This is a genomic window from Ruegeria sp. YKSF57, from assembly GCF_059612585.1.
In genome coordinates this window covers 1-25,161 of the sequence record NZ_JBXWQW010000024.1, presented here as the reverse complement: position 1 = coordinate 25,161, position 25,161 = coordinate 1, and the positions used below count along the sequence as shown (strand labels likewise).

The window sequence follows — 25,161 nt, the reverse complement described above, 5'->3', positions numbered from 1 at the left end:
GATTCAGTGCCGCCCCTCGCGCAGCCATCCGGCCAGCAGAAAGCCCGAGGCCAGCAACAGCACCAGCCACGGCGGCAACAACCCGGCCTGGGTAACATCGCGCGTCTCGTAAGCTCCGCGCGGCGTCAGCCCGATCCAGCCACGCCCCGAGGCGGGCCGCCCCTCACGCACCGACCGGATCGCGGGCAGCCCGGCCTCCAGCCGCATGACGCCACCCTTGAGCCCGGCCAACAGCGGCTCGAAGATCTCGCCGCTGGCAATCGTGCGCTCGAATTCCTTGGGTGCGGCAGGCCCCAGACCGATCACCGCCTCGCGCTCGCCTTCGCGCAGGCGATACAACCCGATCTCCGGCCCGAAATACTGTGCCTCGAACCGCCCCGGAGAGACCTCTTCCAGCGTCAGCTCCTCGCTGTCGCCATTGGGCCGGGTCACCGTCAGCGGCCCGACCTCCTCTTCCAGCGTGCGGCGGATGATGCGCATGCTCTGGCCATTGGCCTCGGCCCACAGGGCTTCTTCTTCAAGCTCGGGTTCCTTCATCATCCAGTGCGCCAACCGCCGCAGCAGTTCCAGCTGCGGCCCGCCGCCCTCGTATCCCCGGCTCCACAGCCAGGCGTGATCCGAAGCCAAAAGCGCCACCCGCCCCTCTCCGACACGGTCCAGAACCAGCAGCGGGCGGTCCTCGATTCCCGTCATCAGCACATCGCCCGAACGATCCCGCACATCGATCTGGCGTAGCCACGCGCCCCAGTCGCCGGGATTGCCAAGTTCGGTGGTCACCGGGTGACGCTGGCCCAGATCGGACACTTCCGGAACATATCGCTCCTCGAATACCCGCGCCGTGGGCTGGGCAGGCAGGATCGGCGCCAGCGGAGAGCGAAAGATCGAATCGGCGGTGGCGAAATCCGGCCCCGCCGCCACCAGAACCGCGCCGCCCTTGTTCACATAGTCGGTGACATTGTCCAGATAGATGGCGGGCAGGATGCCGCGCCGCTTGTAGCGATCAAAGATGATCAGATCGAAATCGTCGATCTTTTCCAGAAACAGTTCGCGTGTCGGAAACGCGATCAGGCTCAGCTCGTCCACCGGCACGCCGTCCTGTTTTTCCGGCGGGCGCAGGATGGTGAAATGCACCAGATCGACCGAACTGTCCGATTTCAGCAGGTTGCGCCACGTCCGCCCGCCCGGATGCGGCTCGCCCGAGACCAGCAGCACCCGCAGCCGGTCGCGCACGCCGTTCATCTGGATAAGCGCGGTGTTGTTGCGGTCGGTCAGCTCGCCCTCGGCCGCCGGGACCGTGAACTGGATCACGTTGCGCCCGCCATGCGGCAGGGTGATCGGCACCTCTATGTCCTGCCCGATCGGCAGGTCGAACCGTTCGGGCTCGCCCCCGTCGACCGACAGTTCCAGCGGTGCGACGGCGCGGCCCGCAGGCGCGTCGCCGCTGTCTTCGATCCGCAGGATCAGGGTCATCGGCTCGCCGATGATGGCAAAGGCCGGGGCGTTCCGGACGATCAGCCGCCGGTCCCAGTCTCCGGATCTGCCGGTCAGCAGCAGATGCATCGGCGCGGGCAGGTCGGGGGTCTGATCGGCGTCATGGATCAGCCCGTCCGACAGCGCGATGATCCCGGCAATACGGGCACGCGGCTCTTCGGCCAGCGCCTCGGTCAAGGCCCGCATCACCTGCGTGCCCTCGTCGCCTTGTCCGTCGCCCACGCGAATGCGGCGCAGCTCGGTGTTGTCACGGGACTCGATGATCCCGGCCAGCCGCTCGGCGGCCTCGCTCGTCTGCTGCTCGCGGTCCGACAGTTTCTGGCTGGCGCTTTCATCCTCGATCATCAGCACGATGTCGGTCAGCGGCGCGCGGTCCTCGATCTGATAGACCGGCCCGGACAGCGCCGCGATCAGGATCAGCGCCGCCAGCCCGCGCAAGGCCCATCCCGACAATCCCCGCCACAGGGCCAGAACGATTCCGGCCACGGCCAGTGCCGCAACCGATGCCAGGACCGGCCAGGGGATCAGCGGATCGAATATGACGGTTCCGGTCATTGTCCCAACCTGTCCAGCAAGGCAGGCACGTGCACCTGGTCCGATTTGTAGTTCCCGGTCAGCACGTGCATCACCAGATTGACGCCAAAGCGGTGCGCCAGTTCACGCTGACGCTCTCCGGCATATCCGCGTCCGACCGGCAGCAGGGATTGGCCGTTGCGGTCCACCGCCCAGGCTCCGGCCCAGTCATTGCCGCCGATCACCACCGGCGTCACCCCGTCATTGAGGTTGCGGAACGGCATACCCTCGATCTGTTCGGCGTCGGGGGGCGCGGATTCGACCCAAACCTCGGTTCCGGCATGACGCCCCGGAAAATCCTGCAACAGGTAAAAGGCGCGCGTCAGTACGTGATCGTGCGGCACCGGCTCAAGCGGCGGAATGTCCAGCGGCTCCGCCAGCGCCTGCAACTTGCGGCCATTCGGGCTGGCCACGCCGAACCGGGCGATATCCGCATCGCGCGTGTCGAACAGGATCATCCCGCCCGAGCGCAGATAGGTGTTCAGCCGGGCATAGGCTTCGGCCGACGGCTCCGGCTGATCGGGCGTGATCGGCCAGTAGAGCAGGGGAAAGAACGCCAGCTCGTCACGCTCCAGGTCGACCCCCACCGGTTCCGCAGGCTCGACCGAGGTGCGATAGAACAGCGTGTCCGACAGTCCGCGCAGCCCCGCCTGCGCGACATCGTCAACCTGACTGTCCCCTGTCAGCACATGCGCCAGCACAAGTTCCTTGGTCGAGGACAGCGCAAAGTCGATATCGTCACCGGCCTGTGCCTGCACTTGCGGTGCCCCCAGCACGATCCCCAGTACCAGCACCGCTGCGCGCGCCTGCCAAAGCCGCCCCGACAGCGCCAGTGACGCCACCACATCCACCACCAGCAGGATCAGCGCCAGGCTCAGCAGGATGCCGCCCAGCGGCATGTCCCGCTCGACCTCCACGCCCTTGACAGGCACATCCACCGGCCAGGCTGCCGGTTCCAGCACCTCCCCCTCTGGCAGAACGTTCAGCGCCAGCCTTTGCGTGTCGTTCACATAAATGCCCGGGCGCAGATCAGGCCCGGCGCGCCCCTCGATCAGATCCGCGCCATCGACGCCGGGCAGGTTGCCCGCATCCGACAAGTCGCCAAACCCGTCCAGTACCTGATCCGGCGCCCAGACCGTGCCTTGCAACAGCTCCACCTGTTGCGACTTGGCGGCAGAGGTCACCGCCAGCCGGTCCAGCATCTCGACGAACAGGCCCGACAGGGGCAGGGTGGACCATTCCGCATCCGCCGAGATGTGGAACAGCACCACTTGCCCCAATCCCAGCGGTTTGCGCGTGACCAGCGGTGTACCATCGGTCAGCGAGGCAATGGCTTTTCCGGCAAGATCCGGTCCGGGCTGCGCCATTACCTGCGTGGTTACCGTCACCTCTTCGGGGATGGTCAACCCGTGAAACGGCGAAAACTCGGGGAAGGGCGCAAGCCCTTTGGCTTCGCCCCAGCTCATCGCGCCCCCCACCGTGCGGCCGCCGCTGCGCAGGCGCACGGGCAACAGCGCGTTGTCCGTATCCCGGCCCAGATCACTTGCCGCCATGCGCGTGCCCGCGAAGCGCAGCAACAGACCACCCTTTTCGATCCATTCGATCAGCGCGGTTTCCTCGCGCGCCGACAAAGTGGCGATATCGGCAAGCACGATGACATCCGGATTGGCGGGCAGCACCTCCAGCAGGTCGCCATCCACGAAATCGGCGGTCGGGGTCAGAACCTGGGTCAGATAATGCGGAGGCGACAACAGCTCCAGCCCCTCGCGGTTGCTGCTGTTGGTGATCAGCGCGACCTCGCGCCGCCGAAGACTGTCATCCGTCAGGCTGGCCGCTGCGGCCGACCGCTGGCCTGCGATGTCGAACCGGGTGATCCGCGCCCGCAACTCGGACGGCAGCGCCAGCGCGACCCCGGCCTGCGTCTCCCCATCGGCAAACTCCGCCGTTGCGGTTTCCAAAACCCGCATGGTGCCTGCCGGGTCACGCCCCTCGGCTTGAATCGTCACCGATTGCGCCGGTGCCGGGTGGGATCGCACCGCAGTCAGCTGCACTGCGCCATCCTCGAACCGGGCGGGCAACAGGCCGATCACCTGTGCGCCGGTCTGATAGACCGTCACGCCGCCCCGATCCTGCAACGCCGCCAGCACGTCGTCGCGCCCCGCATAATCCAGCGCGTCGCTGAACCACAGCGTGTCATACCCGCCTTCAATCGTATCAAGCGCCGCCAATGAGGCGTCGATCTGAACTTCTCCCGGCTGCCAAGGCAGCGGCACCAATCCGGGCAACCGGCTGCGCCATGCCTCAGCCGCCAGGAAAACCGGCGGCTCGGGGTCGGTGAGGCGCAGAATCGCCACGGGCCGTCCGGCACGCCCCGCCTCGGTCAGCTGCGCATCGATCTGGTTCAGCGTTGCAGGCCAGCGCGCCGCCCCGGCCCAGCTTGCATCCAGCACCATCAGCACCGGCCCGCTGCCCGCCCCGTCGCGTGACGGGTTCAGCACCGGTCCGGCCAGCCCGATGATGATCGCCGCCGCCGCCAGAATCCGCAGCAGCAGCAGCCACCAGGGCGTGCGGTCCGACACGCTTTCATCGTCCTTCAACCCCAAAAGCAGCGTGACGGCGGGGAACAACCGCCGGATCGGCGCCGGCGGCACCGCCCGCAGGATCAGCCACAGTACCGGCAACGCCAAAAGCCCCAGCAACAGCCAGGGCGCGGTAAAACCGATGCCAGCCAGCACGGTCATCGGGTGCCTCCATCCAGGGCGCGATACAGCCACAACAAGGCGGCCTGGGCGCTTTCGCCGGTGTGATGCTGCCCAAACTGCCAGCCCGTCGCACGGCACAACTGATATAAGGCGTCCTTGCGCTCGGCCAACCGGTCCAGATAGCGCTGGCGCAAATCACCCGCTTTCAGGGTTTCGTGCCGCAGGCTTCCGCCGACGCTCTCGAAGATCGTGCGCCCCCGATAGGGAAAACTCTCTTCACCCGGATCGAGCACTTGCAGCAGGAGGCCCCGCACGCCCCGGTCCGCAGCCTTGGTCAACGCCAGTTCCACCTCGCCCAGATCACCCAGGAAATCCGAGATGAACAGCGCCCGCGAATGCGGGATCATCGCGCGGTGTTCAGGCGGGGCATAGTCGGCCTCGGCGTCCTTGGCCCAGGCCTGCGCCAGCCGCACCACCTGCGCGTTGCCGCGCCGGGGCGGCAAGGACGTTCCGCTCAACCCGACCCTCTCGCCGCCCCGCACCAGCAGGATCGCGGTTGCCAGCCCCAGCAGGCGCGCCCGGTCGATCTTGGTTGGCAGCGCCTTGTCCGAGGTAAACCGCATCGATGCGCCCTGATCCACCCACAACATCACCGATTGCGCGATCTGCCACTCGCGTTCTCGCACATATTGCTGATCCCCCCGTGCCGAACGCCGGTGATCGATCATCCGCTTGCTGTCACCCACCTGTGCAGGCCGGTATTGCCAGAAATCGTCACCCAGACCGGCGCGGCGACGGCCATGATCCCCCAGCAGCACTGTTCCTGCCAGATGCTCGGCCCGTGCCAAAAGCGGTGGCAGCCGTGACGCCTCGGCCTCGGATCTTTCGCGAAGGGTCAGCGCCGCATTCACGCCGCCGCCTCGCTGCGGGTCAGCCCCGCGGCGGTGGCTTCAATAAGGTCGGCCAGGCTGTCGCCCCGCGCCCGCGCGGCAAAGTTCAGCGCCATCCGGTGGCTCAGCACCGGTCGCGCCATGTCGATCACGTCTTCCGCATTGGGTGCCAGCCGCCCCTGCAGCATCGCCCGCGCCCGCACCGTCATCATCAGCGCCTGCGCCGCGCGCGGCCCCGGCCCCCAGGCCACGGTCTCGCGCACCCGCTCCGACGCGCCCGTCTCCTCGGGCCGGAAGGCGCGCACCAGATCAAGGATCAACTCGACAACCGACTCGCCGACCGGCATCCGGCGCAGCAACACCTGCGCGGCCAGCAGCTCTTCCTTGGTGAAGATCTGCGATGATTGCTCCTCGTCGACCCCGGTCGTGGCGATCAGGATATCGCGCTCGGTCTTGCGGTCGGGATAGTCGACATCGACCTGCACCAGAAACCGGTCCAGCTGCGCCTCGGGCAACGGATAGGTGCCTTCCTGTTCGATCGGGTTCTGCGTGGCCAGAACGTGAAACGGCACGCCCAGCGCCCGGTCCTCGCCCGCCACCGTCACCGTCCGCTCCTGCATCGCCTGCAACAGCGCCGACTGGGTGCGCGGGCTGGCCCGGTTGATCTCGTCCGCCATCAAAAGCTGACAGAAAATCGGCCCCTGAATGAACCGGAAATGGCGCGATCCATCCTCGGCGGTGTCCAGCACCTCCGAGCCAAGGATATCGGCGGGCATCAGGTCGGGCGTGAACTGGATGCGGTTGCCATGCAGCCCCATCACGGTGCTCAGCGTCTCGACCAACCGCGTCTTGCCCAGCCCCGGCAGCCCGATCAGCAACGCATGCCCGCCGCACAACAGCGCGGTCAGCGTCAGGTCGACAACCCGCTCCTGCCCGATGAACCTGCGGGTGATCGAGGATTTGGCCTGTTGCAGCTTTTCTTCAAGCGCTTCGATCTCGGCGACGAGCTCGGCAGGTTCGGACATGGCTTTCCCTTCCGTGGAGTTATATGATTGAAGTGTATCGCGCCGGGAGGAAATGGCAAAAACAATGAGCGGACAAAATACCGTGACCCCCTCCGCCGATGCCCTGGCCGCATCGGTCAAGGCGTCCAAACCAAAGGGCCTGCCACCGATCCACCTGTGGAATCCCCCTTTTTGCGGCGATCTCGACATGCGTATTGCGCGCGATGGCACGTGGTTCTATCAGGGCACGCCGATCACCCGGTTCCCGCTCGTGCGCCTGTTTTCCTCCATTCTCAAGAAGGAAGACGGCAAGTATTTCCTCGTCACCCCCGTCGAAAAGGTGGGAATCACTGTCGATGACGCGCCGTTTGTCGCCGTCGATGTGGACGCCACGGGTGACGGCGCGGCGCAGCACCTGACCTTCACGACCCATGTCGGCGACACCGCCATTGCCGGTCCCGGCCATCCCATCCGCGTCGTTCACGATCCGGAAACGGATGAACCCTCGCCCTATGTATTGATCCGCGCCGACCTCGAAGCCCGGATCGACCGCAAAAGCTTCTACCGGCTGATCGAGCTCGGAACTCATCACGACGGCTGGTTCGGCATCTGGTCCTCGGGCCGGTTCTTCCCGATCCTCCCGTCGCAGGATCTCGAAGACAGCTGAACAAACCCGCGCTTCTTTCTTGTCCCAAATACCCCGGGGTGAATTGCCCGCAGGGCAAGAGGGGCAGCGCCCCTTCCGCCCTATCGCCGCGCGCGACCGGGCCGGATCTGCGACAAAACCACGCCCAGCCCCACGATCGCCGCGCCAAGGGCCTGCGTCCAGTTCCACCCGGCCCCCAGCGTCAGCATGATGATCATCACATAGAACGGCGCGACGTTGATGTGGAACGAGGCCACCGCAATGCCCAGCCGCCCGACCGAGGCGACAAACAGAACCTGGCTCAGCGCCATCGAGATCAGGGCATAGATCACCAGCATCCCGGCCTGTTCCGTGTCAAAGCGCAGGGCCGGTATCACATCCAGCCCGGCCTGCCACGAAAACAACAAAAGACCGCTCGCCGCCAACAGACCACCGACAAAGGTGATCGCCGCGCGTCCGGTCTGGCCAAGTTCGGGAAAATCGCGCGCCGTGGCCATGCTGGCCCAGCAGTAAAGCCCGGTAGACAGTACCGCGCAGGCTGCACCCAGCCCCAGTTGCGCCGGGGCCAGCGCACTTGTGGCGATCAGCCCGCCGATGACCGAGGCCCCCATGCCCAGACCAAAGGTCCACCGCAGCCGCCGGGTTCCGGCGGCCATTTCCAGCATCGTGCTGAACAGCGGCGCGCAGGACACGATCAGCGCCACCGTGACCGGATCGGTCATCTTCTGCGCGATCAGCAACAGATAGGTCCCCACGCCAAACCCGATGCCGCCGACCCACAGGGCGCGGCCCCACCGCGCCCGCAACACGCGGGCAGGGCCATCCAGCATCAGCCAGACCGGAACCAGCACGCTCACGGTCAGCGCCAGACGGGCAACGATCAGCGTCAGCGGCGGCCAGCTTTGCAGCAGGATCTCCGCCGCCGGAAACCCGGCGGCCCAGGTCAGCATCGACGCAACCGCCAGCGCGTTTCCCGAAAACACGTCCCGGCCCGGCGCGGCGGGTGCAAATCCTCGGACGGGGTCCGGACTAAGCGACATGGCGGCTCTTTCGGTCGGTCAGGGTGGAAAACCCGAATCGGGTTCTGCCCGACGCAACGCGAATTGCCCCCGCAGGTCTGAACTGTTTTCGACAAACTGTCGTTTCCTGACCCTTTCACCGGAAATTTTACCCGTCTATGACTTGGCCACACCACGCGAGAGCCGCCATGCCCAGATTTGCCGCCAACCTGTCCCTGCTGTTCAACGAATTGCCGTTCTTCGACCGGTTTCAGGCAGCTGCGGATGCGGGGTTCGAGGCCGTCGAGATCCTGTTTCCCTATGATGCCCCGGCACAACAGACCAAACATGCGTTGCTCGCCTCGGGTCTGGACCTGGTCCTGATCAATGCACCGCCGCCGAATTATGCCGGCGGCGACCCCGGCTATGCCGCCATACCGCACGGAGAGGCCCGGTTTCGCTCCGACATCCGCCGCGTTTTGCGTTATGTTCAGGTCCTTCGCCCCGGTCTGGTCCATCTGATGTCCGGTTATGCAACCGGGGCCGAAGCGGCGGACACCTTGGTGCGCAACCTGCAATGGGCCGCCGATCACGCCCCGGATCAACGCTTCACCATCGAACCGCTGAACCCGGTCTCGCAACCGGGCTATTTCCTGAATGATTACGATCTCGCCGCCGAGATCCTAGACCGCGTGAACCGTCCCAATGTCGGCCTGCAATTCGACAGCTTTCACGCCCAGATGATCCACGGCGACGCGCTGGCGGTCTGGCACAGGGTCCGCGCGCGGGTGGCCCATATCCAGATCGGCGCAGCCCCCGACCGCTCCGAACCCGCGCCCGGCGCAATCGACTTTCCGGCGCTGTTCCACGCCTTCGATACCAGCGGCTATGACGGCTGGGTCAGCGCCGAGTATACCCCGTCGACCCCGCGCACAGTGGACACACTGCACTGGATGCGGCAATGATGCGCGCTGACGGCCAGATGCCATATCTCATATACCGAATGTGAAGAACCAACAAACCGAGATGTCCAGATGATCCCCGCCCGCTTTTCGCACATCGTTTTCGCCCTCCTCATATCGGGGCTGATGTCCTGCATCGTGACCTGCGTGGCCACCCTGCGTACGCTGGGCTTTGCGCCGGGTGTGACTTCGAACTGGATGGCGGCATGGGTTACCAGCTGGCCGATCGCCTTTGCGGTCATCCTGATCGCCGGCCCCTTTGTCCGCAAACTGGTGGCCCGCATGGTCAGGCCCGAGGCCTGACCCGGCGCGAAGACGGCCCGCCGGGCCTGATGAGCGGCGCGTTCAGTGCCTAATGCGCCTCGGCCCAGTTGGCGCCCCGCCCGGCATCCACGGTCAGCCTGACATCCAGTTTCACCGCCGGGTCGGCCGCGCCTTCCATGACATCCCGCGCGGCGGCAATGGTGGCGTCCACCGCATCCTCGGTCACCTCGAACAGCAATTCGTCATGTACCTGCAACAGCATTCTGGCGGGCAGGTCCCTGATGGCGGCGGGCATCCGCACCATCGCGCGCCGGATCACATCCGCTGCCGTCCCCTGGATCGGGGCGTTGATCGCCGCGCGCTTGGCAAACCCCGCATGCGGCCCCTTGGCGTTGATCTCGGGCGTGTGGATCTTGCGCCCGAACAACGTCTGGACATAGCCATGTTCCTTGGCGAAGCCGATGGTGTCGTCCATATAGCGCCGGATGCCGGGGAAACGTTCGAAATAGCGATCAATGAAGCCCTGCGCCTCGGCCCGTGGAATGCGCAGGTTCCGGGCCAGACCAAAGCCCGAAATGCCATAGATCACCCCGAAATTGATCGCCTTGGCCTGCCGCCGGATCTCGGGCGTCATCTCCTCCAGCGGCACGTCGAACATCTCGGACGCGGTCATCGCGTGAATGTCCAGCCCGTCGGCAAAAGCCTGCTTCAGCGCGTCGATCTCCGCGATATGCGCCAGAATCCGCAACTCGATCTGGCTATAGTCAAGGCTGACCAGAACATTGCCCGGCTCAGCGATAAAGGCCTCACGAATACGACGGCCTTCCTCTGTGCGCACCGGGATGTTCTGCAGGTTCGGATCGGTCGAGGCCAGCCGCCCGGTATTGGCCCCGGTGATTGAATAGGACGTATGCACTCGGCCCGTGTCGGGGTTGATATGGGTCTGCAGCGCGTCGGTATAGGTCGATTTCAGCTTGCTCAGCTGCCGCCAGTCCAGCACCCGGCGCGGCAGTTCATGCTCGGTGGCGAGGTCTTCCAGGATATCGGCCCCGGTCGAGTATTTTCCGGTCTTGCCCTTCTTGCCGCCTTCCAGCCCCATCTTGTCGAACAGGATCTCGCCCAACTGCGCGGGCGAGCCGACGTTGAACGTTTCGCCCGCCAGCTCGTGAATCTCGGCCTCCAGCCCCGCCATCTTCTGGGCAAAGGCGTTCGACATGCGACTCAGAACCTCGCGGTCGATCTTGATGCCATGCATCTCCATCTCGGCCAGCACCGGCACCAGCGGGCGCTCCAGCGTTTCATAGACGGTGGTCACCCGCGCCCGGTGCAGCTGCGGCTTGAACAGCTGCCACAGGCGCAGCGTGATATCCGCATCCTCCGCGGCATAGGCGGTGGCCTCGTCGATCGGCACCTTGTCAAAGGTGATCGCCGATTTGCCCGACCCCAGCAGCGGCTTGATGGGGATCGGCGTGTGGCTCAGATAGCGCTCGGCCAGCGTGTCCATTCCGTGCCCGTGCTCGCCGCCATGCATCGCATAGGACATCAGCATGGTGTCATCGATCGGCGCGACCCTCACGTCATAGCGGGCAAAGATCTTGGCATCGTATTTCATGTTCTGCCCGATCTTCAGAACCGCCGGGTCCTCCAGCACCGGCTTCAACAGGGCCAGCGCCTCCTCCAACGGCATCTGCCCCTCGGCCAAGGCGTCCGAGCCGAACAGATCGTCACTCGCTCCCTCGCGATGGGTCAGCGGAATGTAGCAGGCCTCGCCCGGCTCGATGCACAGCGATATCCCCACCAGATCGGCGATCATCTCGTTAAGGCCGGTGGTCTCGGTGTCCACCGCGACCCATCCCCGTTCGTTCGCCTGATCGATCCACTTCTGCAATGCGGCGGCATCACGCACGCATTCGTATTTCGCCGCATCGAACGGCGGCTGTTCGGGGGCGGGTGCTTCTTCACCGGCCGCAGGCGCCGCAACTTCGGCGATCACCGGCGCCTCGACCCCCAGCTTGTCGGCAATCCGCTTGGTCAGGGTGCGGAACTCCATCTCGGACAGAAACGCCAACAGCCTGTCGGGGTCCGGGTCGCGCAGCTCCAGGTCGTCCAGCGTGAAATTCAGCGGCGTCTCCGCGTCCAGCTGCACCAGCCGTTTCGACAACTCGATCTGATCACGCTTTTCGATCAGAGTCTCGCGGCGCTTGGGCTGCTTGATCTCTTCCGCGCGGTCCAGCAGGGTTTCCAGATCGCCGAACTCGTTGATCAACAGCGCCGCGGTCTTGATCCCGATCCCCGGCGCGCCCGGCACGTTGTCGACGCTGTCACCGGCCAGCGCCTGCACATCGACCACGCGCTCGGGGAACACGCCGAACTTTTCGAACACCCCGTCGCGGTCGATGCGCTTGTTCTTCATCGCGTCCAGCATCTCGACCCCGTCGCCGACCAGCTGCATCAGGTCCTTGTCCGAACTGACGATGGTCACCCGCCCGCCCGCATCGCGCGCCTGATGCGCCAGCGTGGCGATGATGTCGTCGGCCTCATACCCTTCCAGCTCCTCGCAGGCGATGTTGAACGCCTCGGTCGCCTGGCGGGTCAGCGGAATCTGCGGCCGCAGATCCTCGGGCATCGCCTCGCGATTGGCCTTGTACTGGTCGTACATCTCGTTGCGGAACGTGTGGCTGCCCTTGTCAAAGATCACCGCGATATGGGTCGGCGCATCGGCCCCGTGATCACCATCCACATAGCGCTGCAGCATGTTGCAGAACCCCGACACCGCCCCGATCGGCAACCCGTCCGACTTGCGCGTCAGCGGCGGCAGCGCGTGATAGGCGCGAAAGATGAAAGCCGAGCCGTCGATCAGATGCAGATGGCAGCCTTTTCCGAACGTCGTGGTCATTTCGCGCCCTTTCCCTGTTCAATCCAAGCACACTAATGACACGGGCGCGGCGACAGAACCACCCGTCACCACGCCCGGTCACTTCATCTTTTCATAAATACTCAATCCCGCGCGTCAGGCCTGCGCTCAGGCGTCCGCTTCGCGCCCGTCCAGCACGTATTTGCAGTCGCAATAGGGGCATTCGACCCAGCCCTGATCCTCGGGGATCTGCAGCCACACCCGGGGATGCCCCAGCGCGCCTTCGCCACCGTCACAGGCAACGCGGGCGGTTTCGACGATCTTGGTTTCCGGCGCATCTAGAGTCACAGCTGGCGATCCTTCTTCGGTTGTCGGCCTTGCGGGCATGTATTAGGTGCGTTTATGAGCGATGAGCCAAGCGGGGGCAAGAGCGACAAATGACCCAGGATGCAATCCGGATCGAAGGGCTGCGCAAAACCTATCGCGGCGGGCGCGGACAGCCGGAAAAACAGGCGCTCAAGGGCATCGACCTGACGGTGCCGCGCGGCTCGGTCTTTGGCCTGCTGGGTCCCAACGGCGCGGGCAAATCGACGCTGATCAACATTCTTGCCGGGCTGGTGGTCAAGACCTCGGGCCAGGTCGAGATCTGGGGCCACGATCAGGACCGGTTCCCGCGCCAGTCCCGCGCCGCCATCGGCGTGATGCCGCAGGAGTTGAACCTCGATCCCTTCTTCACCCCGCGCGGCGCCCTGGACGTTCAGGCCGGGCTTTACGGCGTGCCCAAATCACAACGCCGCAGCGACGAGATCCTCGAACTCGTCGGTCTGTCCGACAAGGCGGGGGCCTATGCCCGGACGCTTTCGGGCGGCATGCGGCGGCGTCTGCTGCTGGCCAAGGCGCTGGTGCATCACCCCAGGGTTCTGGTGCTGGATGAACCGACGGCGGGCGTCGACATCGAACTGCGCCAGATGCTCTGGGCCAATGTGCGCAAGCTGAACCAACAGGGCATGACCATCATCCTGACCACCCACTATCTGGAAGAAGCACAGGAGATGTGCGACGAGATCGCCATCATCAACCAGGGCGAAAAGGTCGCCCAGGACAGCACCGCCAACCTTCTGGGCCGCCTCGACAGCCGGACCATGGTCATCGTGCCCGATACCGCCATCTCCACCCTGCCGCAGGCCCAGGGCGTTCAGGCCGAGCTGCGCCCGGACGGCACGCTCGAATTGCAGTACCACAACCACGACACCAGCGCCGAACAGGTGCTCGAAGCGGTGCGCAGCGCCGGTATCCGCATCCGCGACGTGCGCACCGAAGAGGCCGATCTCGAGGACGTGTTCCTTGCCCTCACCTCCAGCCGCGCCGACGATCCGCCCGCCGACGACACCGCCACCCCTCCGGGCGGAATGCACCGGGTCAGGCTCTGAGCGTCAGCTCCGCTCGATCCGTGCCTGGTAACAATTGTTGCGGGCCGAGCGCACATGGATATAGGCCACGTCGGGCCGTTCGAATATCCGCGCCACTGCCGCGCCGATCTGGTCGGTCGGCGTCACCGCACCGGTGCCATAGACGATCCGTTCGCCCGCGCTGTACCCCTTGATCAGGTAATCGGGCGATCCCGCCAGAACCTCGGGCATACCGCCCCCGTCCTCGTGCCGGTCGCAGGGCTTGGCGCACAGGAAAATCGGCCCGGTCTCGGCATATGGCTGCGCCTGGGCAAAGGGCCGGTGTGCCAGTATCAGCATCTCTTCGCCTTCAGGGATATAGCGCAGGCAATGACGGCACGGATTGCCGCCGCCCTCTGACACCGCGCGTTCCGGCGGGTTGCCATAGGCATCCGGCGCGCCCGCCTGATAGGCGCGAACGTCTTCCGTGGTCATCGCAACGATCCTGAACATCTTTCGTCTCCTTCTTTCGTTGCTCCCAAGATGCACGCGCCGCATCGCCGGAACGACCCGTTTCCTGCGTAATGGCAGGAAGGACTCGAAAAAGAACAAAACGTGAATATAATGGTGAATCGCCATGTATGCCGAACTGTCGATCACTTCGAATTTCACCTTTCTCACCGGGGCCTCCCACCCCGAGGAATACATGGAGCGCGCGGTGGCGCTGGGCCTGCCCGCCATCGCCATCGCCGACGACAATTCCGTGGCCGGGATCGTGCGCGCCCATACCCGCGCGCGCGAGATTGCCCGCAAGGTGCGCGAACGCCTGACGTGGGAGGGGCAGAATACCCCCATCGGCCCGCCGCGCCCGGATCATATCCCGAAACCGCCCTCGTTTCCGGTACATGCCGTGCCGCGTCTGATCCCGGCGGCGCGGCTGATCTTCACCGACGCCCCGCCCGTCACCGCCCTGCCGCTGAACCGGCAGGGCTGGGCCAGCCTGTGCCGGCTGCTCTCCACCGGGCGGCTGCGCGCGGAAAAGGGCGACTGTCTCCTGCAGCTGTCCGACCTGATGGAGTTTTCCGAGGGTCTTCACCTGCTGCTCTGGCCACAGGCGCAGCGGGGGCAGGGCGGTGCGGTCGGATGGGGACCACAGGCAGAGCGGCTGTCGCGCCACTTTGCCGGTCGGATGCACCTGCTGCTCCACCCCCGCTACGACGGGGCCGATGCCGCCCGGTTTGCCGCGCTGGATGCCGGGGCGCGCGGGCTCGGCATCCCGACCCTCGCCAGCGCCGCGCCGCTGATGCATCACGGGCGCCGCCGCAAACTGGCCGACGTGCTGGCCGCCATCCGCCTGCGCTGCCGGGTCGACCAGCTGGGCCGCCGGGCGCTGGCCAATGGCGAACAGCGCCTGCGCTCGGGGTCCGAGATGCGGCGCATCTTCAAGGGCCACGAAGGGGCGGTGGCCCGCGCTCATGACCTCGGCCAGCAGCTTACCTTTTCCCTTGACGAACTGCGCTATGAATATCCCAGCGAGGGCAGCGACACCGAAACCCCGACCGAACGTTTGCGCCGGCTGGCCCATCAGGGGCTGGCTTGGCGCTATCCGGCGGGGGCGCCCGACCGGGTGCAGGACATGCTGGCGCATGAGCTGGCCCTCATCGCCAAGCTGAAATACGAACCCTATTTCCTGACCGTCCGCGACATCGTGCATTTCGCCCGTTCCCGCCACATCCTCTGCCAGGGGCGCGGCTCGGCAGCCAATTCGGTGGTCTGCTACTGTCTCGGCATCACCTCGGTCAGCCCCGAGATGGGCACCATGGTGTTCGAACGCTTCGTGTCCGAGGCGCGCGACGAACCGCCCGATATCGACGTCGATTTCGAACACGAACGGCGCGAGGAGGTGATCCAGCACATCTATGAACGCTATGGCCGCCACCGCGCGGGTCTTTGCGCCACCGTCATCCACTATCGCGGCAAGCGCGCCATCCGCGAGGTCGGCCGCGCCATGGGCCTGACCGAAGATACCATCTCCGGCCTCGCCTCCCAGCTCTGGGGCTTCTTTTCGACCGACGGGCTCGAAGCGCAGCGGATGCGCGAGATCGGATTGGACCCCGAAGACCGCCGCCTGAAACAGACCATGGCGCTGGTTTACGAGATCGTGGGCTTCCCCCGCCATCTGTCTCAGCACGTGGGCGGCTTCATCATCACCGAGGGGCGGCTTGACGAACTGGTGCCGATCGAAAACGCCACGATGGAGGATCGCACCGTCATCTGCTGGGACAAGGACGATATCGACAGCCTTGGCATTCTCAAGGTCGACGTCCTCAGCCTTGGCATGCTCACCTGTATCCGCAAGGCCTTCGACCTGATCGCCCAGCACCACCAGACCGACTATACGCTGGCCACCCTGCCGCCCGAGGACCCAAAGGTCTATGACATGCTCTGCCGCGCGGATTCGGTGGGCGTGTTCCAGGTCGAATCCCGCGCCCAGATGAACTTTCTGCCCCGGATGCGCCCGCGCAACTTCTACGATCTGGTGATCGAGGTCGCCATCATCCGCCCCGGACCCATCCAGGGTGACATGGTGCATCCCTATATCCGCCGCCGGAACGGCGAGGAGAAGGTCGAGTTTCCCTCGGACGCGCTGGGTGAGGTGCTGGGCAAGACGCTGGGCGTGCCGCTGTTTCAGGAACAGGCGATGCAGATCGCCATCGTCGGCGCGGGCTTCACCCCGGAACAGGCCGACCGGCTGCGCCGCTCGCTGGCGACGTTCAAGAAACACGGCAATGTCAGCGAATTCCGCGCCCTGTTTTTGCGCGGAATGGAACGCAACGGCTATGACCGCGACTTTTCCGAACGCTGCTTTTCCCAGATCGAGGGCTTCGGCAGCTACGGCTTTCCCGAAAGCCACGCCGCCTCTTTCGCGCTGCTGGTCTATGCCAGCGCCTGGATCAAATGCCACCACCCCGGCATCTTCGCCTGCGCGCTCCTGAATTCGCAGCCGATGGGGTTCTATGCCCCCGCCCAGATCGTGCGCGACGCCCGTGAACACGGGGTGCCGGTCCGCCCCGTCTGCATCAACGCCAGCTATTGGGACAACGTGATGGAACCCGACGGGCGCGGCGGGCTGGCCCTGCGGCTGGGCTTCCGCCAGATCAAGGGCCTGGCCGAGGAGGACGCAAGCTGGCTCACCGCCGCGCGCGGCAACGGATACCACGAGGTTCAGGACGTCTGGCGCCGTGCGGGCCTGTCCCCCGCGGTCATCGAACGGCTGGCCGAGGCCGACGCCTTTGCCGCCTGTGGCCTCAACCGGCGCGAGGCGCTCTGGGCCGCCAAGGCCATCGCCCCCGCGCGCCCCCTGCCGCTCTTTGCGCAGGATATCGAAGGCGAGGCCCTCTCCGAACCCGCCGCCCACCTGCCGCAGATGTCGCTGGGCGAGGAGGTGGTCGAGGATTACGTCGCCCTGCGCCTCAGCCTCAAGGCCCACCCCGTCGCCCTCCTCCGCCACCTGCTGACACCGGGGGCGTGAGGGTGTGGGACGGAGGCTAACCCGACTGCACAGTCCCCTGCAGCCCATCTTTCAACCGCAGGCAAAGCCTCACAGATTTGCGGTTTTGCCCGTTGGTCGGTACCACCCGAAGTCAGTTTTTCTCAATAAAACTTGACCGAATCGGTTCTTTCGGCGAGCATAAAAATCGTTAGTGTACAAACAACAGGGAGAAGGCCATGATTGACCCCAGAAGGAGTGCCGTAATTCTCGTAGACATGGCTCATGAGTTTATTGAGCCGGGATACTTTATCGCTGACGCAGGAGGACCGGACTATCAGGCCCGCGCAAAGGCTATCATTCCGCCCATGCAAAAACTCCTGGAAGGTGCCCGAAAGGCAGGCGCGTTGGTTTTGTACTCAACGGACGAGCATACCCCGGATGACCTCGAAATGAGAAAGTGGCCGCCACACTCGATGAAGGGAACCAAATCGGCCGAGATCGTGCCGGAGCTGGCAATGAAACCCGGCGACCTTAGCGTCCCAAAAACCACATACAGCGGATTCCAATGTTCCGATATGGAAAGCCTTCTTCGGTCCAAAGGCATTGATACATTATACATCACCGGCCTCCACACGGACTGTTGTTGCAGGCACACGTCGGGCGACGCTTTCCAAAAGGGTTTCAACCTCGTCTGGGTCACTGACTGTTTGCAGGCCTTCACCCAAGAGGGCCATGACAGTGGTCTCGAGTATTTTGAAACTTGGTATGCGACGGACCCGGAAAACCAGTTCCTGACCGCAGATGAAGTGGTCGCGCAGTGGGAAGAAGCAACCACCTCTGCCACAGCGGCATAGCTTGCAGCCCACCAAACGCCAGCCGACCGTCGCCCGCGAAGGGGTCCGCCTCAAGACTGATACTTGAACGGACACCGTGATCCTCTTGTGCTAGGATGGGGCCGAGCGGCAGGAGGCGAAACATGCGACGTTTTGCGATCATATTCCTGAGTCTGGGCGTTTTGCCGGGGCTGGCGTTTGCCGAAATACGGTGGCCTGATCCGGACATCCCGGTACCGCCCCGGGTGCGGGATTTCATTGCGACAGAATGCAACCGCGCAAGCGGCGCGTCCGAGGAATCCGTCACCGCGTGCGTTCGGGCCGAGCGTTACGGCTACCGGGCCGTGGTCACCATGCTGATGCAGGACGACATCGGCGAAAGGGCCGCCGAACGGTATCGCGCCTGCACCGGCGGGCTTGGCGCGCTGGGCGGAAAGTTCTACCGCCGCAAAGCCTATTGCATCGGCAAACCGCTGCAGATCGTCTGGCGGTTCGAATTCCTGCAAAAGGCGGCGCTCGGGAACAATACAAGGGTCGCCGAAGCCGGGCAGGGTTCCAGGCAGGGGCCTGACCTCAGATGACGACGGCCTTCGATCAACAGCGGCTGAACCGAAAGCTGCGTCACGATTTGCCGGGGCCGGTGTTTCAGGACATTCCCGGATCTCGATGGGGTGAATTGATACTGCCCGCCGCGGCAGAGGCCAGAGCACGCGATGAAGCCAGACTTTCTGTTCTGGCCGTCGCCGCGTATCAGTTCGGGGCACGGATGCTTGAGTCTTTGATTGCGTTCGAACGGGCGCGGCCCAAAGACCTGCGGCTTGTCGCGGTCTGTACCGACGACGCGGTCGAAGAGTCCGCCAAGCTGAGCATGCACAAACGCCTCTGGCGATTCTTCGACGCACATGAGCGGTTCGAGATGACGGCCGAGGTCATTGAAACCGGGCTTCAGGCCGGTCTGTCCGTCTATACCGGCGAACTCAAGATCGACTGGTTCCGCCAGCAACTCAAGTCCTGGGCGCCTGACCTCATCCTCGTCTGCGGCTGCGGTCAGCTTTTTGACGATGGTCTTTTGTCGGTGCCGAAATACGGCGTCATCAATTTCCACCCCGCCGACCTGCCAGGCGGGCACGGCGCGGGGGCGCAACCCTTTCGCGACCTGCAGGACCGTGACGATCCCTGGACCCGCATGACCATCCACAAAATGACGACCGAACTCGATGCAGGTCCCGCAATCGGTGTGTCCTGCCCGGTCAACATCGGCAACGCGCAGGGTCACGTCACGGCAACCGGCAAGCAATTTGTGGATCGGATGTCAGCCTGCGTTCCGGAACTGACCAGTGTCCTGGTTGACACTGTGTTGCGAAAGAACGGTCCGGTCGATGCCGTGGATTTCGAAGCCAGACTGTCGGACGATCTGATCCGACAGATGGCGGAACCGACAACCTGACAGGTAGACACAAAGGGAACGGGTTCACCGACACCGTATTTGAGCCGTTGATCGGGACTCCGCCAGGCACTGAACCTGTTGCTCGACGAATTCAACGATCTGCCTGTCACACCATGCCGAATGCGGATGATCACCCAACGGGTTCGATCTCGGGGAAGGTCCAGCTTCCGTCAAGGATTTCCTGCCGTGGCTGATACAGGCGCACCGTATAGTTCCAGCCGGGCGTTATCGGGATGCAGTTCACCCGCCCGTCGTCACAACCGCCAAAGTGCAGGGTGTAAGACCCGTCATCGTTCGGCATTGCCGAGGTGTTGTTGAAGCTGTTGCGCCCAAGTGCATTTGGTTCCAGATAACCGTCCGCGTTATAGACCGTGACAGACCAGAACGCGTCGACCGGCACATCCCTGACCGTGACCGCGTGCGGAATGGTGCCGTCATTCGCCTCAACGCTGCCGATGACGGCAGAGGCCGTCGTGGCCGGTTGCCCGGCCCAACCGGCAATCGCGCCGACCATGTGGTCGATGGGGTCGACCTCGTTCCTGCGGCCAAAGGCGCGGCTGACGTCAAATCCGACCGCGCTGGCCAGATCGTTCACCGCTTTCCGCGCCTGGGCCAGACTTTCAAGATCCCAGTCAGGTGCATCGAACGGGCCGTCGCCTCCGCCGCTCAACGCGATGGCATCCTGCATGTCGTGCGCCACAGACAGATCACCAGGATTGGCCGCGTCGACAAAGGTCCGGAACAGAACAAAGGCAAAGCGCGTGCCCACCTTGTCTTCGGTTAGTTCATAGGCCCCGGGCGTTGCCTCGACGTAACTATAGTGATCCTGGTTGATCACCAGCATGGACTGAAAGCGGCCATCGGCGTTGGGCAGCGTGATTGTCACCGGTTTTGAAAGATCCAGCACGACGGCCGAATAAAGCGTGTCCTGATTGGCGCGGATGATCGGTTGCGGGTTTTCCGCCGATACGGGATTGCGCTCGTGAAGAATCTCTCCAATGCCTACGCCGTTGCTCGCCAAGTTGGCGCGGATCATGGTATCGGATTCGGCCCGAACAAGGTTTCCGATCGTAACGTTCTCGGCAAAGCCGAGGGCAGGGGCACAAATCGCAAGCGCGATCAGGGGCAGTCTCATCATCGTGAATCCTTTCTGAAATACAGGCCATGGTTTCGGAAAATCACCCGGACATTAACGCAAGGCCCCGCAATTTGCCTTGATCTCAATCATCGCCGCGCTGGCGGGCTTGGCGTCGCAGGTATCGCGCCGGCACTGAACGCGACATGCGTGGCATTCGCGCCGTGTTTGGCCTAAACTCTCTCCATGTCGAAAACCGAAGCCAACAAGCGCCGCCTGCGCGAGGCGTTCCGGCCATGGGAAAGCGGCGACAGCCGCCCGTTCTTTGACATGATCGCCGACGACGTGACCTGGACCGTGATCGGCACCACCTCTGTCTCTGGCACCTACCACTCCAAACAGGCGCTCATCGACAACGCGTTTGGCCCGTTGCTCTCCACTCTCGACGGGCCGCTGAAGACGACATTTGTCGATCTTGCGGGCGAGGGCGACAAGCTGTTCCTGCGCTTCACCAGCCGCGGCGTGACAACGACCGGCATCTGCTATGACCAAACCTATTGTTGGGCGATGGTCATGCCCGGTGACCGGATCACCGAAATCACCGCCTATCTCGACACCGACCTGCTGCGCCGGGTCTTCGAGCCGCCGGATTGAGGTTGCGGCATCGGGCTTACGCTCGGATTCTCTTGTACATTTCGCACAAGAGGGGTCCCGAAGCCGGTACAATTCGTACAGATCGCGGGTACATCTAGTCGCCGACGGCATCCCGCACGATTCCGTCCAAAAACGCCTGAACCTCTTGCATCGGGCCTTCCGGGAAACTCCGGTAGCCGACAATCACCTCTCCTGGCTTGTCCGCCAACTCGGCGACAAAGATGTCATAGGGGCAAAAGGCGATGTTCATCGGGTCGGCCTCCATCACCTTGCGGGACAGGGAGGCAGAGCAAAACGAATAAACATTTGCCTTTGTAAACAGAACCTTGTCCGATCCCACATCTTCGCGCGTGCGCTCCAGCATGTCACCGACATAACTGATATGGTCGACCACCAGCCCTTGACCCACGATGGCGCTTTCCACCGCGAAAGACACATCGTCAAAGCTATCCGGGGTCGCGTAACTCACCATATCCTGTGCCTGAGCTGTCTGAGTCATCAAAATAAGGCTTGTTGTCAGGAAAAACTGTTTCAAAGTCATTCTCCTTTTGTGATCAGTCGTGGCTTGCCACCTGGCATTCCAATGATCAGTTTGAGCTGAAATTTCGGGCCGTCCTTGCCCCACATCAACATATCGGAGTTTTCGCATGGGTTTTGCGATGAATGCAATCGAAGTAATGGCCTTTGCCTTTGCAGCAACAGTAGGTCTCTTCGTGCTTGCCGCCTTTGTCCTGTTCTGTATCGACCGGTTCCAGACCACGGATGCGATCCGCAGGAATTATCCGATTATCGGAAGATTTCGTAATATTTTCACAGAATTAGGAGAATTCTTTCGGCAATACTTCTTTGCCATGGATCGCGAAGAACTTCCGTTCAACAGGGCACAAAGGGATTGGGTCGGTCGCGCCTCGGGCGGCAAGGACAACACCGTTGCCTTTGGCTCAACCCGCAATCTCAGCATTCCGGGCACGCCGATTTTCGTCAACGCGCCCTTTCCCACGCTGGACGACGACGCCGCAAAAACCGCGCCGCTCCTGATCGGCCCGACCGCGCGCGTCCCCTATCTCGCGCCGTCATTCTTCAACATCTCCGGCATGAGCTATGGAGCCTTGTCGAAACCCGCCGTGCAGGCGCTGAGCTATGGCGCAAAGAAAGCCGGGATCTGGCTCAACACCGGCGAAGGCGGCCTCAGCCCCTATCACCTGCAAGGCGGTTGCGACATCGTTTTCCAGATCGGAACCGCAAAATATGGTGTGCGCGACGAACACGGGTTGCTCAGCGACAACAAGCTGCGTGAAGTGGCCGCGAATGACACTGTGCGGATGTTCGAGATCAAGATGGCCCAGGGGGCCAAACCCGGCAAGGGCGGTATCCTGCCTGCTGCTAAGATTACCGAAGAAATCGCCTCCATTCGCGGAATACCCATTGGGCAGGACAGCCTGTCGCCGAACCGGCACCCCGACGTTTCCAATATCGAAGATCTGTTGAACCTGATCGTACGGGTCCGAGAAGTCACCGGCAAGCCGGTGGGAATCAAGACCGTGGTCGGAACCGAGGACGTGTTCCGGGAATTCTTTGCGGCAATCAATGCGCGCGGTACCGACTGCGCCCCTGACTTCATAACCATCGACGGCGGTGAGGGCGGCACCGGTGCGGCGCCGATGCCGCTGATCGACCTCGTCGGTATGTCCGTGCGCGAGGCTTTGCCCCTGATCACCAATCTGCGCGACGAACACGGTCTCAAGGACCGTATCCGGATCATTGCCAGCGGCAAGCTGATCAACCCATCGGACGTCGCCTGGGCTCTGGCGGCCGGGGCTGATTTTGTCACCTCAGCGCGCGGATTCATGTTTTCTCTGGGATGCATCCAGGCCCTCAAATGCAATCGCAATACCTGTCCCACGGGAATAACCACCCATGATCCACGGTTTCAGAAAGGGCTTGTCCCGCAGAAGAAAAGCAAACGCGTTGCGTCTTATGCCAAAGAGATCACTCACGAAGTGGAAATCATTGCGCATTCAGTTGGTGTAAGTGAACCGCGCCAGATGCGCCGCCGCCATGTCCGGATCATGCAGGACAACGGGCGCTCGATTCCCATGAACGAGATTCTCCCAAGTTACAATTCCATGCCGTGAATGTGAGTGGAGTTGCTTTGCGCACTTGATTGATCACGCCTAAATCGAAAACATGTGAATTGACCGGAGACTGAAATGGCCCATCGCTGGCAAAATGACCTGAGCCTCACTGATGTGACCCCCGAGGCTGCGTTCCTGAACCGAAGACGGTTTATCGCGGGCGCCGCGGGGCTTGGTATCGCGGCCACACTGGGCCGTCCTGCGGCAGCGGACGCGCTAGAGCCGAACAGCTGGGAAGAGATCACCGGTTATAACAACTATTATGAATTCGGCACCGGCAAGGGTGACCCGGCAGCTTATGCAAGCGTTCTGACCACCGATCCCTGGACGATCAAGATTGACGGTTTGGTGGACCGACCCGGAGATTACTCGTTCAAGGATGTGATGTCCGAAATGACGATCGAAGAACGTATCTATCGGTTTCGCTGTGTAGAGGCGTGGTCCATGGTGGTGCCCTGGAACGGATTCGAACTGGCCGATCTGCTGAACTTGGCAGGCGTGCAGGAAGGTGCGAAATACGTGGCCTTCGAAACCCTCTATCGTCCCGAAGAGATGCCTGGCACGCGCTACCCGGTGCTCGACTGGCCTTATCGCGAAGGATTGCGGCTGGACGAGGCGATGCACCCGCTGACGTTGATGGCCACCGGAATTTATGGCAAACCGCTGCCCAATCAGAATGGCGCGCCTTTGCGGCTGGTTGTTCCATGGAAATATGGCTTCAAGTCGATCAAGTCGATCGTGCGGATTACCCTGACCGACGTCGAGCCACCTACCAGCTGGAACATGTCCATTCCGAACGAGTATGGCTTTTACAGCAATGTGAATCCAAATGTGAATCACCCGCGCTGGAGTCAGGCGACCGAACGTAAGATTGGCGGTGGACTGTTTGCCAAACGAGTGCCTACGCTTATGTTCAACGGCTACGAACAAGAGGTCGCGGGACTTTACGATGGTATGGATCTGGCGAAATACTTCTGACGCCATGGATGTTCTGAACACATATCTCCGCCGCGTTCCGGTGTGGCTGATCTATCTGGTCGGTGTGTTGCCCGCGCCTTGGCTCCTGTATCTGGGTGCCACCGGCGGGCTTGGGGTCGAGCCAATCAAGGAGTTGGAGCACAAACTGGGCGAATTGGCGCTGCAATTGCTGATCGCCGGTCTGGCTGTGACGCCTCTACGCCGTTGGCTGGGGCTGAACCTGATGAAGTTTCGGCGCGCCATAGGGGTGCTCGCCTTTTACTACGTGTGCTGCCATCTGCTGGTCTGGCTGGTTCTGGACGTGCAGATCCTGACCCAGATCTGGGCGGACATCCTCAAGCGACCCTACATCACGGTCGGCATGGCGGGCTTTGTCCTGCTGCTGCCCTTGGCGGTGACATCCAACAACTGGTCGGTGCGTAGGTTGGGCCACAAATGGCGCGGCTTGCACCGACTGGTTTACCCCGCAGTGTTGCTTGGAGTTGTGCATTACGTGATGCTGGTGAAGGGTTTCCAGATCGAACCTCTGATTTATCTGGGTCTCGTGACCGGCCTGTTACTGTTGCGCTTGCCGTCGGGTCGAAAGAGGGCTGTTGCCTGACCGGTGAATCAAGCCCTTGAACTGGCGCCCCCCCCCGCGAGTCTGTGGATAACCTTGGGCGAGTCCGATTGTTTGGGGTTTTGTTTTGTTATTTTTTGGGCTGTGAGTTTTTGGTGTTTGTTTTTTTGGTTTGATTTGGGCGGGTGTATTTCTTGTAAGGTGTTGAAAACAGG

General features: G+C 63.2%; 22 protein-coding genes. 12 read left to right on the top strand and 10 right to left on the bottom strand.

The annotated features are described in order from the left end of the window. Positions 1-3: 3 nt before the first annotated feature. Genes AC2FLX_RS11800 through AC2FLX_RS11785 form a run of 4 tightly spaced genes read right to left on the bottom strand, consistent with a single transcriptional unit; the run spans position 4 to position 6,681 of the window. On the bottom strand, positions 4-2,046 hold the full coding sequence (locus AC2FLX_RS11800) for a hypothetical protein (RefSeq protein ID WP_480748811.1): 2,043 nt from the start codon (positions 2,044-2,046) through the stop codon (positions 4-6). After that, on the bottom strand, positions 2,043-4,805 hold the full coding sequence (locus AC2FLX_RS11795; RefSeq protein ID WP_496809778.1) for a DUF4159 domain-containing protein: 2,763 nt from the start codon (positions 4,803-4,805) through the stop codon (positions 2,043-2,045). The genes AC2FLX_RS11800 and AC2FLX_RS11795 overlap by 4 nt, the downstream gene beginning before the upstream one ends. After that, complete coding sequence (locus AC2FLX_RS11790) at positions 4,802-5,677, bottom strand: DUF58 domain-containing protein (RefSeq protein ID WP_480748809.1); 876 nt, start codon at positions 5,675-5,677, stop codon at positions 4,802-4,804. The genes AC2FLX_RS11795 and AC2FLX_RS11790 overlap by 4 nt, the downstream gene beginning before the upstream one ends. Further along, positions 5,674-6,681, bottom strand: coding sequence for an AAA family ATPase (locus AC2FLX_RS11785; protein WP_480748808.1), 1,008 nt, complete (start codon positions 6,679-6,681; stop codon positions 5,674-5,676). Before AC2FLX_RS11785 ends, AC2FLX_RS11790 begins: the two co-directional genes overlap by 4 nt. A gap of 64 nt (positions 6,682-6,745) precedes the next feature. Here AC2FLX_RS11785 and AC2FLX_RS11780 point away from each other — a divergent pair, with 64 nt between their 5' ends. Further along, a complete protein-coding gene (locus AC2FLX_RS11780; RefSeq protein ID WP_480748807.1) occupies positions 6,746-7,327 on the top strand; it encodes a DUF1285 domain-containing protein in 582 nt (193 codons plus the stop codon). A gap of 80 nt (positions 7,328-7,407) precedes the next feature. Here the strand turns inward: AC2FLX_RS11780 and AC2FLX_RS11775 are convergent, their stop codons facing one another. Continuing rightward, the gene (locus AC2FLX_RS11775; protein WP_480748806.1) at positions 7,408-8,346 is read right to left on the bottom strand and encodes a DMT family transporter; all 939 of its coding nucleotides are present in this window, start codon (positions 8,344-8,346) and stop codon (positions 7,408-7,410) included. 167 nt (positions 8,347-8,513) lie between these two features. Here AC2FLX_RS11775 and AC2FLX_RS11770 point away from each other — a divergent pair, with 167 nt between their 5' ends. Both AC2FLX_RS11770 and AC2FLX_RS11765 read left to right on the top strand, forming a co-directional pair. Continuing rightward, a complete protein-coding gene (locus AC2FLX_RS11770; protein WP_496747960.1) occupies positions 8,514-9,269 on the top strand; it encodes a hydroxypyruvate isomerase family protein in 756 nt (251 codons plus the stop codon). A 69-nt stretch (positions 9,270-9,338) separates the two neighbouring features. Then, positions 9,339-9,569, top strand: a complete 231-nt coding sequence (locus tag AC2FLX_RS11765) for a DUF2798 domain-containing protein (RefSeq protein ID WP_496747962.1) — start codon at positions 9,339-9,341, stop codon at positions 9,567-9,569. A 49-nt stretch (positions 9,570-9,618) separates the two neighbouring features. On the opposite strand, the gene polA is transcribed toward AC2FLX_RS11765, so the two are convergent. Further along, complete coding sequence (gene polA / locus AC2FLX_RS11760; protein ID WP_496809777.1) at positions 9,619-12,426, bottom strand: DNA polymerase I; 2,808 nt, start codon at positions 12,424-12,426, stop codon at positions 9,619-9,621. 126 nt (positions 12,427-12,552) lie between these two features. Next, positions 12,553-12,732, bottom strand: coding sequence for a zinc-finger domain-containing protein (locus AC2FLX_RS11755; RefSeq protein ID WP_480748802.1), 180 nt, complete (start codon positions 12,730-12,732; stop codon positions 12,553-12,555). Positions 12,733-12,821: 89 nt separating this feature from the next. Here AC2FLX_RS11755 and AC2FLX_RS11750 point away from each other — a divergent pair, with 89 nt between their 5' ends. Next, positions 12,822-13,814 (top strand): ABC transporter ATP-binding protein, encoded by a 993-nt coding sequence (locus AC2FLX_RS11750; RefSeq protein WP_480748801.1) that lies wholly within the window; start codon positions 12,822-12,824, stop codon positions 13,812-13,814. Between the two features lie 3 nt (positions 13,815-13,817). On the opposite strand, the gene AC2FLX_RS11745 is transcribed toward AC2FLX_RS11750, so the two are convergent. Continuing rightward, on the bottom strand, positions 13,818-14,285 hold the full coding sequence (locus AC2FLX_RS11745; RefSeq protein ID WP_496747968.1) for a DUF1203 domain-containing protein: 468 nt from the start codon (positions 14,283-14,285) through the stop codon (positions 13,818-13,820). A gap of 124 nt (positions 14,286-14,409) precedes the next feature. Between AC2FLX_RS11745 and AC2FLX_RS11740 the strand changes: the two genes are divergently transcribed. The 4 genes from AC2FLX_RS11740 to AC2FLX_RS11725 all read left to right on the top strand — a co-directional run bounded on the left by AC2FLX_RS11740 (position 14,410) and on the right by AC2FLX_RS11725 (position 19,545). After that, positions 14,410-17,304: an error-prone DNA polymerase gene (locus AC2FLX_RS11740; RefSeq protein WP_480748799.1), complete on the top strand. Its 2,895-nt coding sequence runs from the start codon at positions 14,410-14,412 to the stop codon at positions 17,302-17,304. A 197-nt stretch (positions 17,305-17,501) separates the two neighbouring features. Then, a complete protein-coding gene (locus tag AC2FLX_RS11735; protein WP_480748798.1) occupies positions 17,502-18,119 on the top strand; it encodes a cysteine hydrolase family protein in 618 nt (205 codons plus the stop codon). Positions 18,120-18,241: 122 nt separating this feature from the next. Further along, positions 18,242-18,679, top strand: coding sequence for a hypothetical protein (locus AC2FLX_RS11730; RefSeq protein ID WP_496809776.1), 438 nt, complete (start codon positions 18,242-18,244; stop codon positions 18,677-18,679). Further along, positions 18,676-19,545 (top strand): formyltransferase family protein, encoded by an 870-nt coding sequence (locus AC2FLX_RS11725; RefSeq protein ID WP_496809775.1) that lies wholly within the window; start codon positions 18,676-18,678, stop codon positions 19,543-19,545. Before AC2FLX_RS11730 ends, AC2FLX_RS11725 begins: the two co-directional genes overlap by 4 nt. 130 nt (positions 19,546-19,675) lie before the next feature. Here AC2FLX_RS11725 and AC2FLX_RS11720 read toward each other — a convergent pair whose 3' ends face one another. Further along, entirely contained in the window at positions 19,676-20,683 is a 1,008-nt protein-coding gene (locus AC2FLX_RS11720; RefSeq protein ID WP_496875434.1) for a DUF1214 domain-containing protein, read from the bottom strand. 183 nt (positions 20,684-20,866) lie between these two features. On the opposite strand from AC2FLX_RS11720, the gene AC2FLX_RS11715 reads away from it, so the two are divergent. Then, the gene (locus AC2FLX_RS11715; RefSeq protein WP_496875433.1) at positions 20,867-21,274 is read left to right on the top strand and encodes a nuclear transport factor 2 family protein; all 408 of its coding nucleotides are present in this window, start codon (positions 20,867-20,869) and stop codon (positions 21,272-21,274) included. Positions 21,275-21,368: 94 nt separating this feature from the next. Here AC2FLX_RS11715 and AC2FLX_RS11710 read toward each other — a convergent pair whose 3' ends face one another. Then, the gene (locus AC2FLX_RS11710) at positions 21,369-21,815 is read right to left on the bottom strand and encodes a DUF302 domain-containing protein (RefSeq protein ID WP_480748793.1); all 447 of its coding nucleotides are present in this window, start codon (positions 21,813-21,815) and stop codon (positions 21,369-21,371) included. 106 nt (positions 21,816-21,921) lie between these two features. On the opposite strand from AC2FLX_RS11710, the gene AC2FLX_RS11705 reads away from it, so the two are divergent. From AC2FLX_RS11705 to msrQ, 3 genes are all read left to right on the top strand, one after another. Then, entirely contained in the window at positions 21,922-23,409 is a 1,488-nt protein-coding gene (locus AC2FLX_RS11705; RefSeq protein WP_496807494.1) for an FMN-binding glutamate synthase family protein, read from the top strand. Between the two features lie 75 nt (positions 23,410-23,484). Next, entirely contained in the window at positions 23,485-24,387 is a 903-nt protein-coding gene (gene msrP / locus AC2FLX_RS11700; RefSeq protein WP_480748791.1) for a protein-methionine-sulfoxide reductase catalytic subunit MsrP, read from the top strand. A 4-nt stretch (positions 24,388-24,391) separates the two neighbouring features. Then, on the top strand, positions 24,392-24,988 hold the full coding sequence (gene msrQ / locus AC2FLX_RS11695; protein WP_496811503.1) for a protein-methionine-sulfoxide reductase heme-binding subunit MsrQ: 597 nt from the start codon (positions 24,392-24,394) through the stop codon (positions 24,986-24,988). Positions 24,989-25,161: the final 173 nt, after the last annotated feature.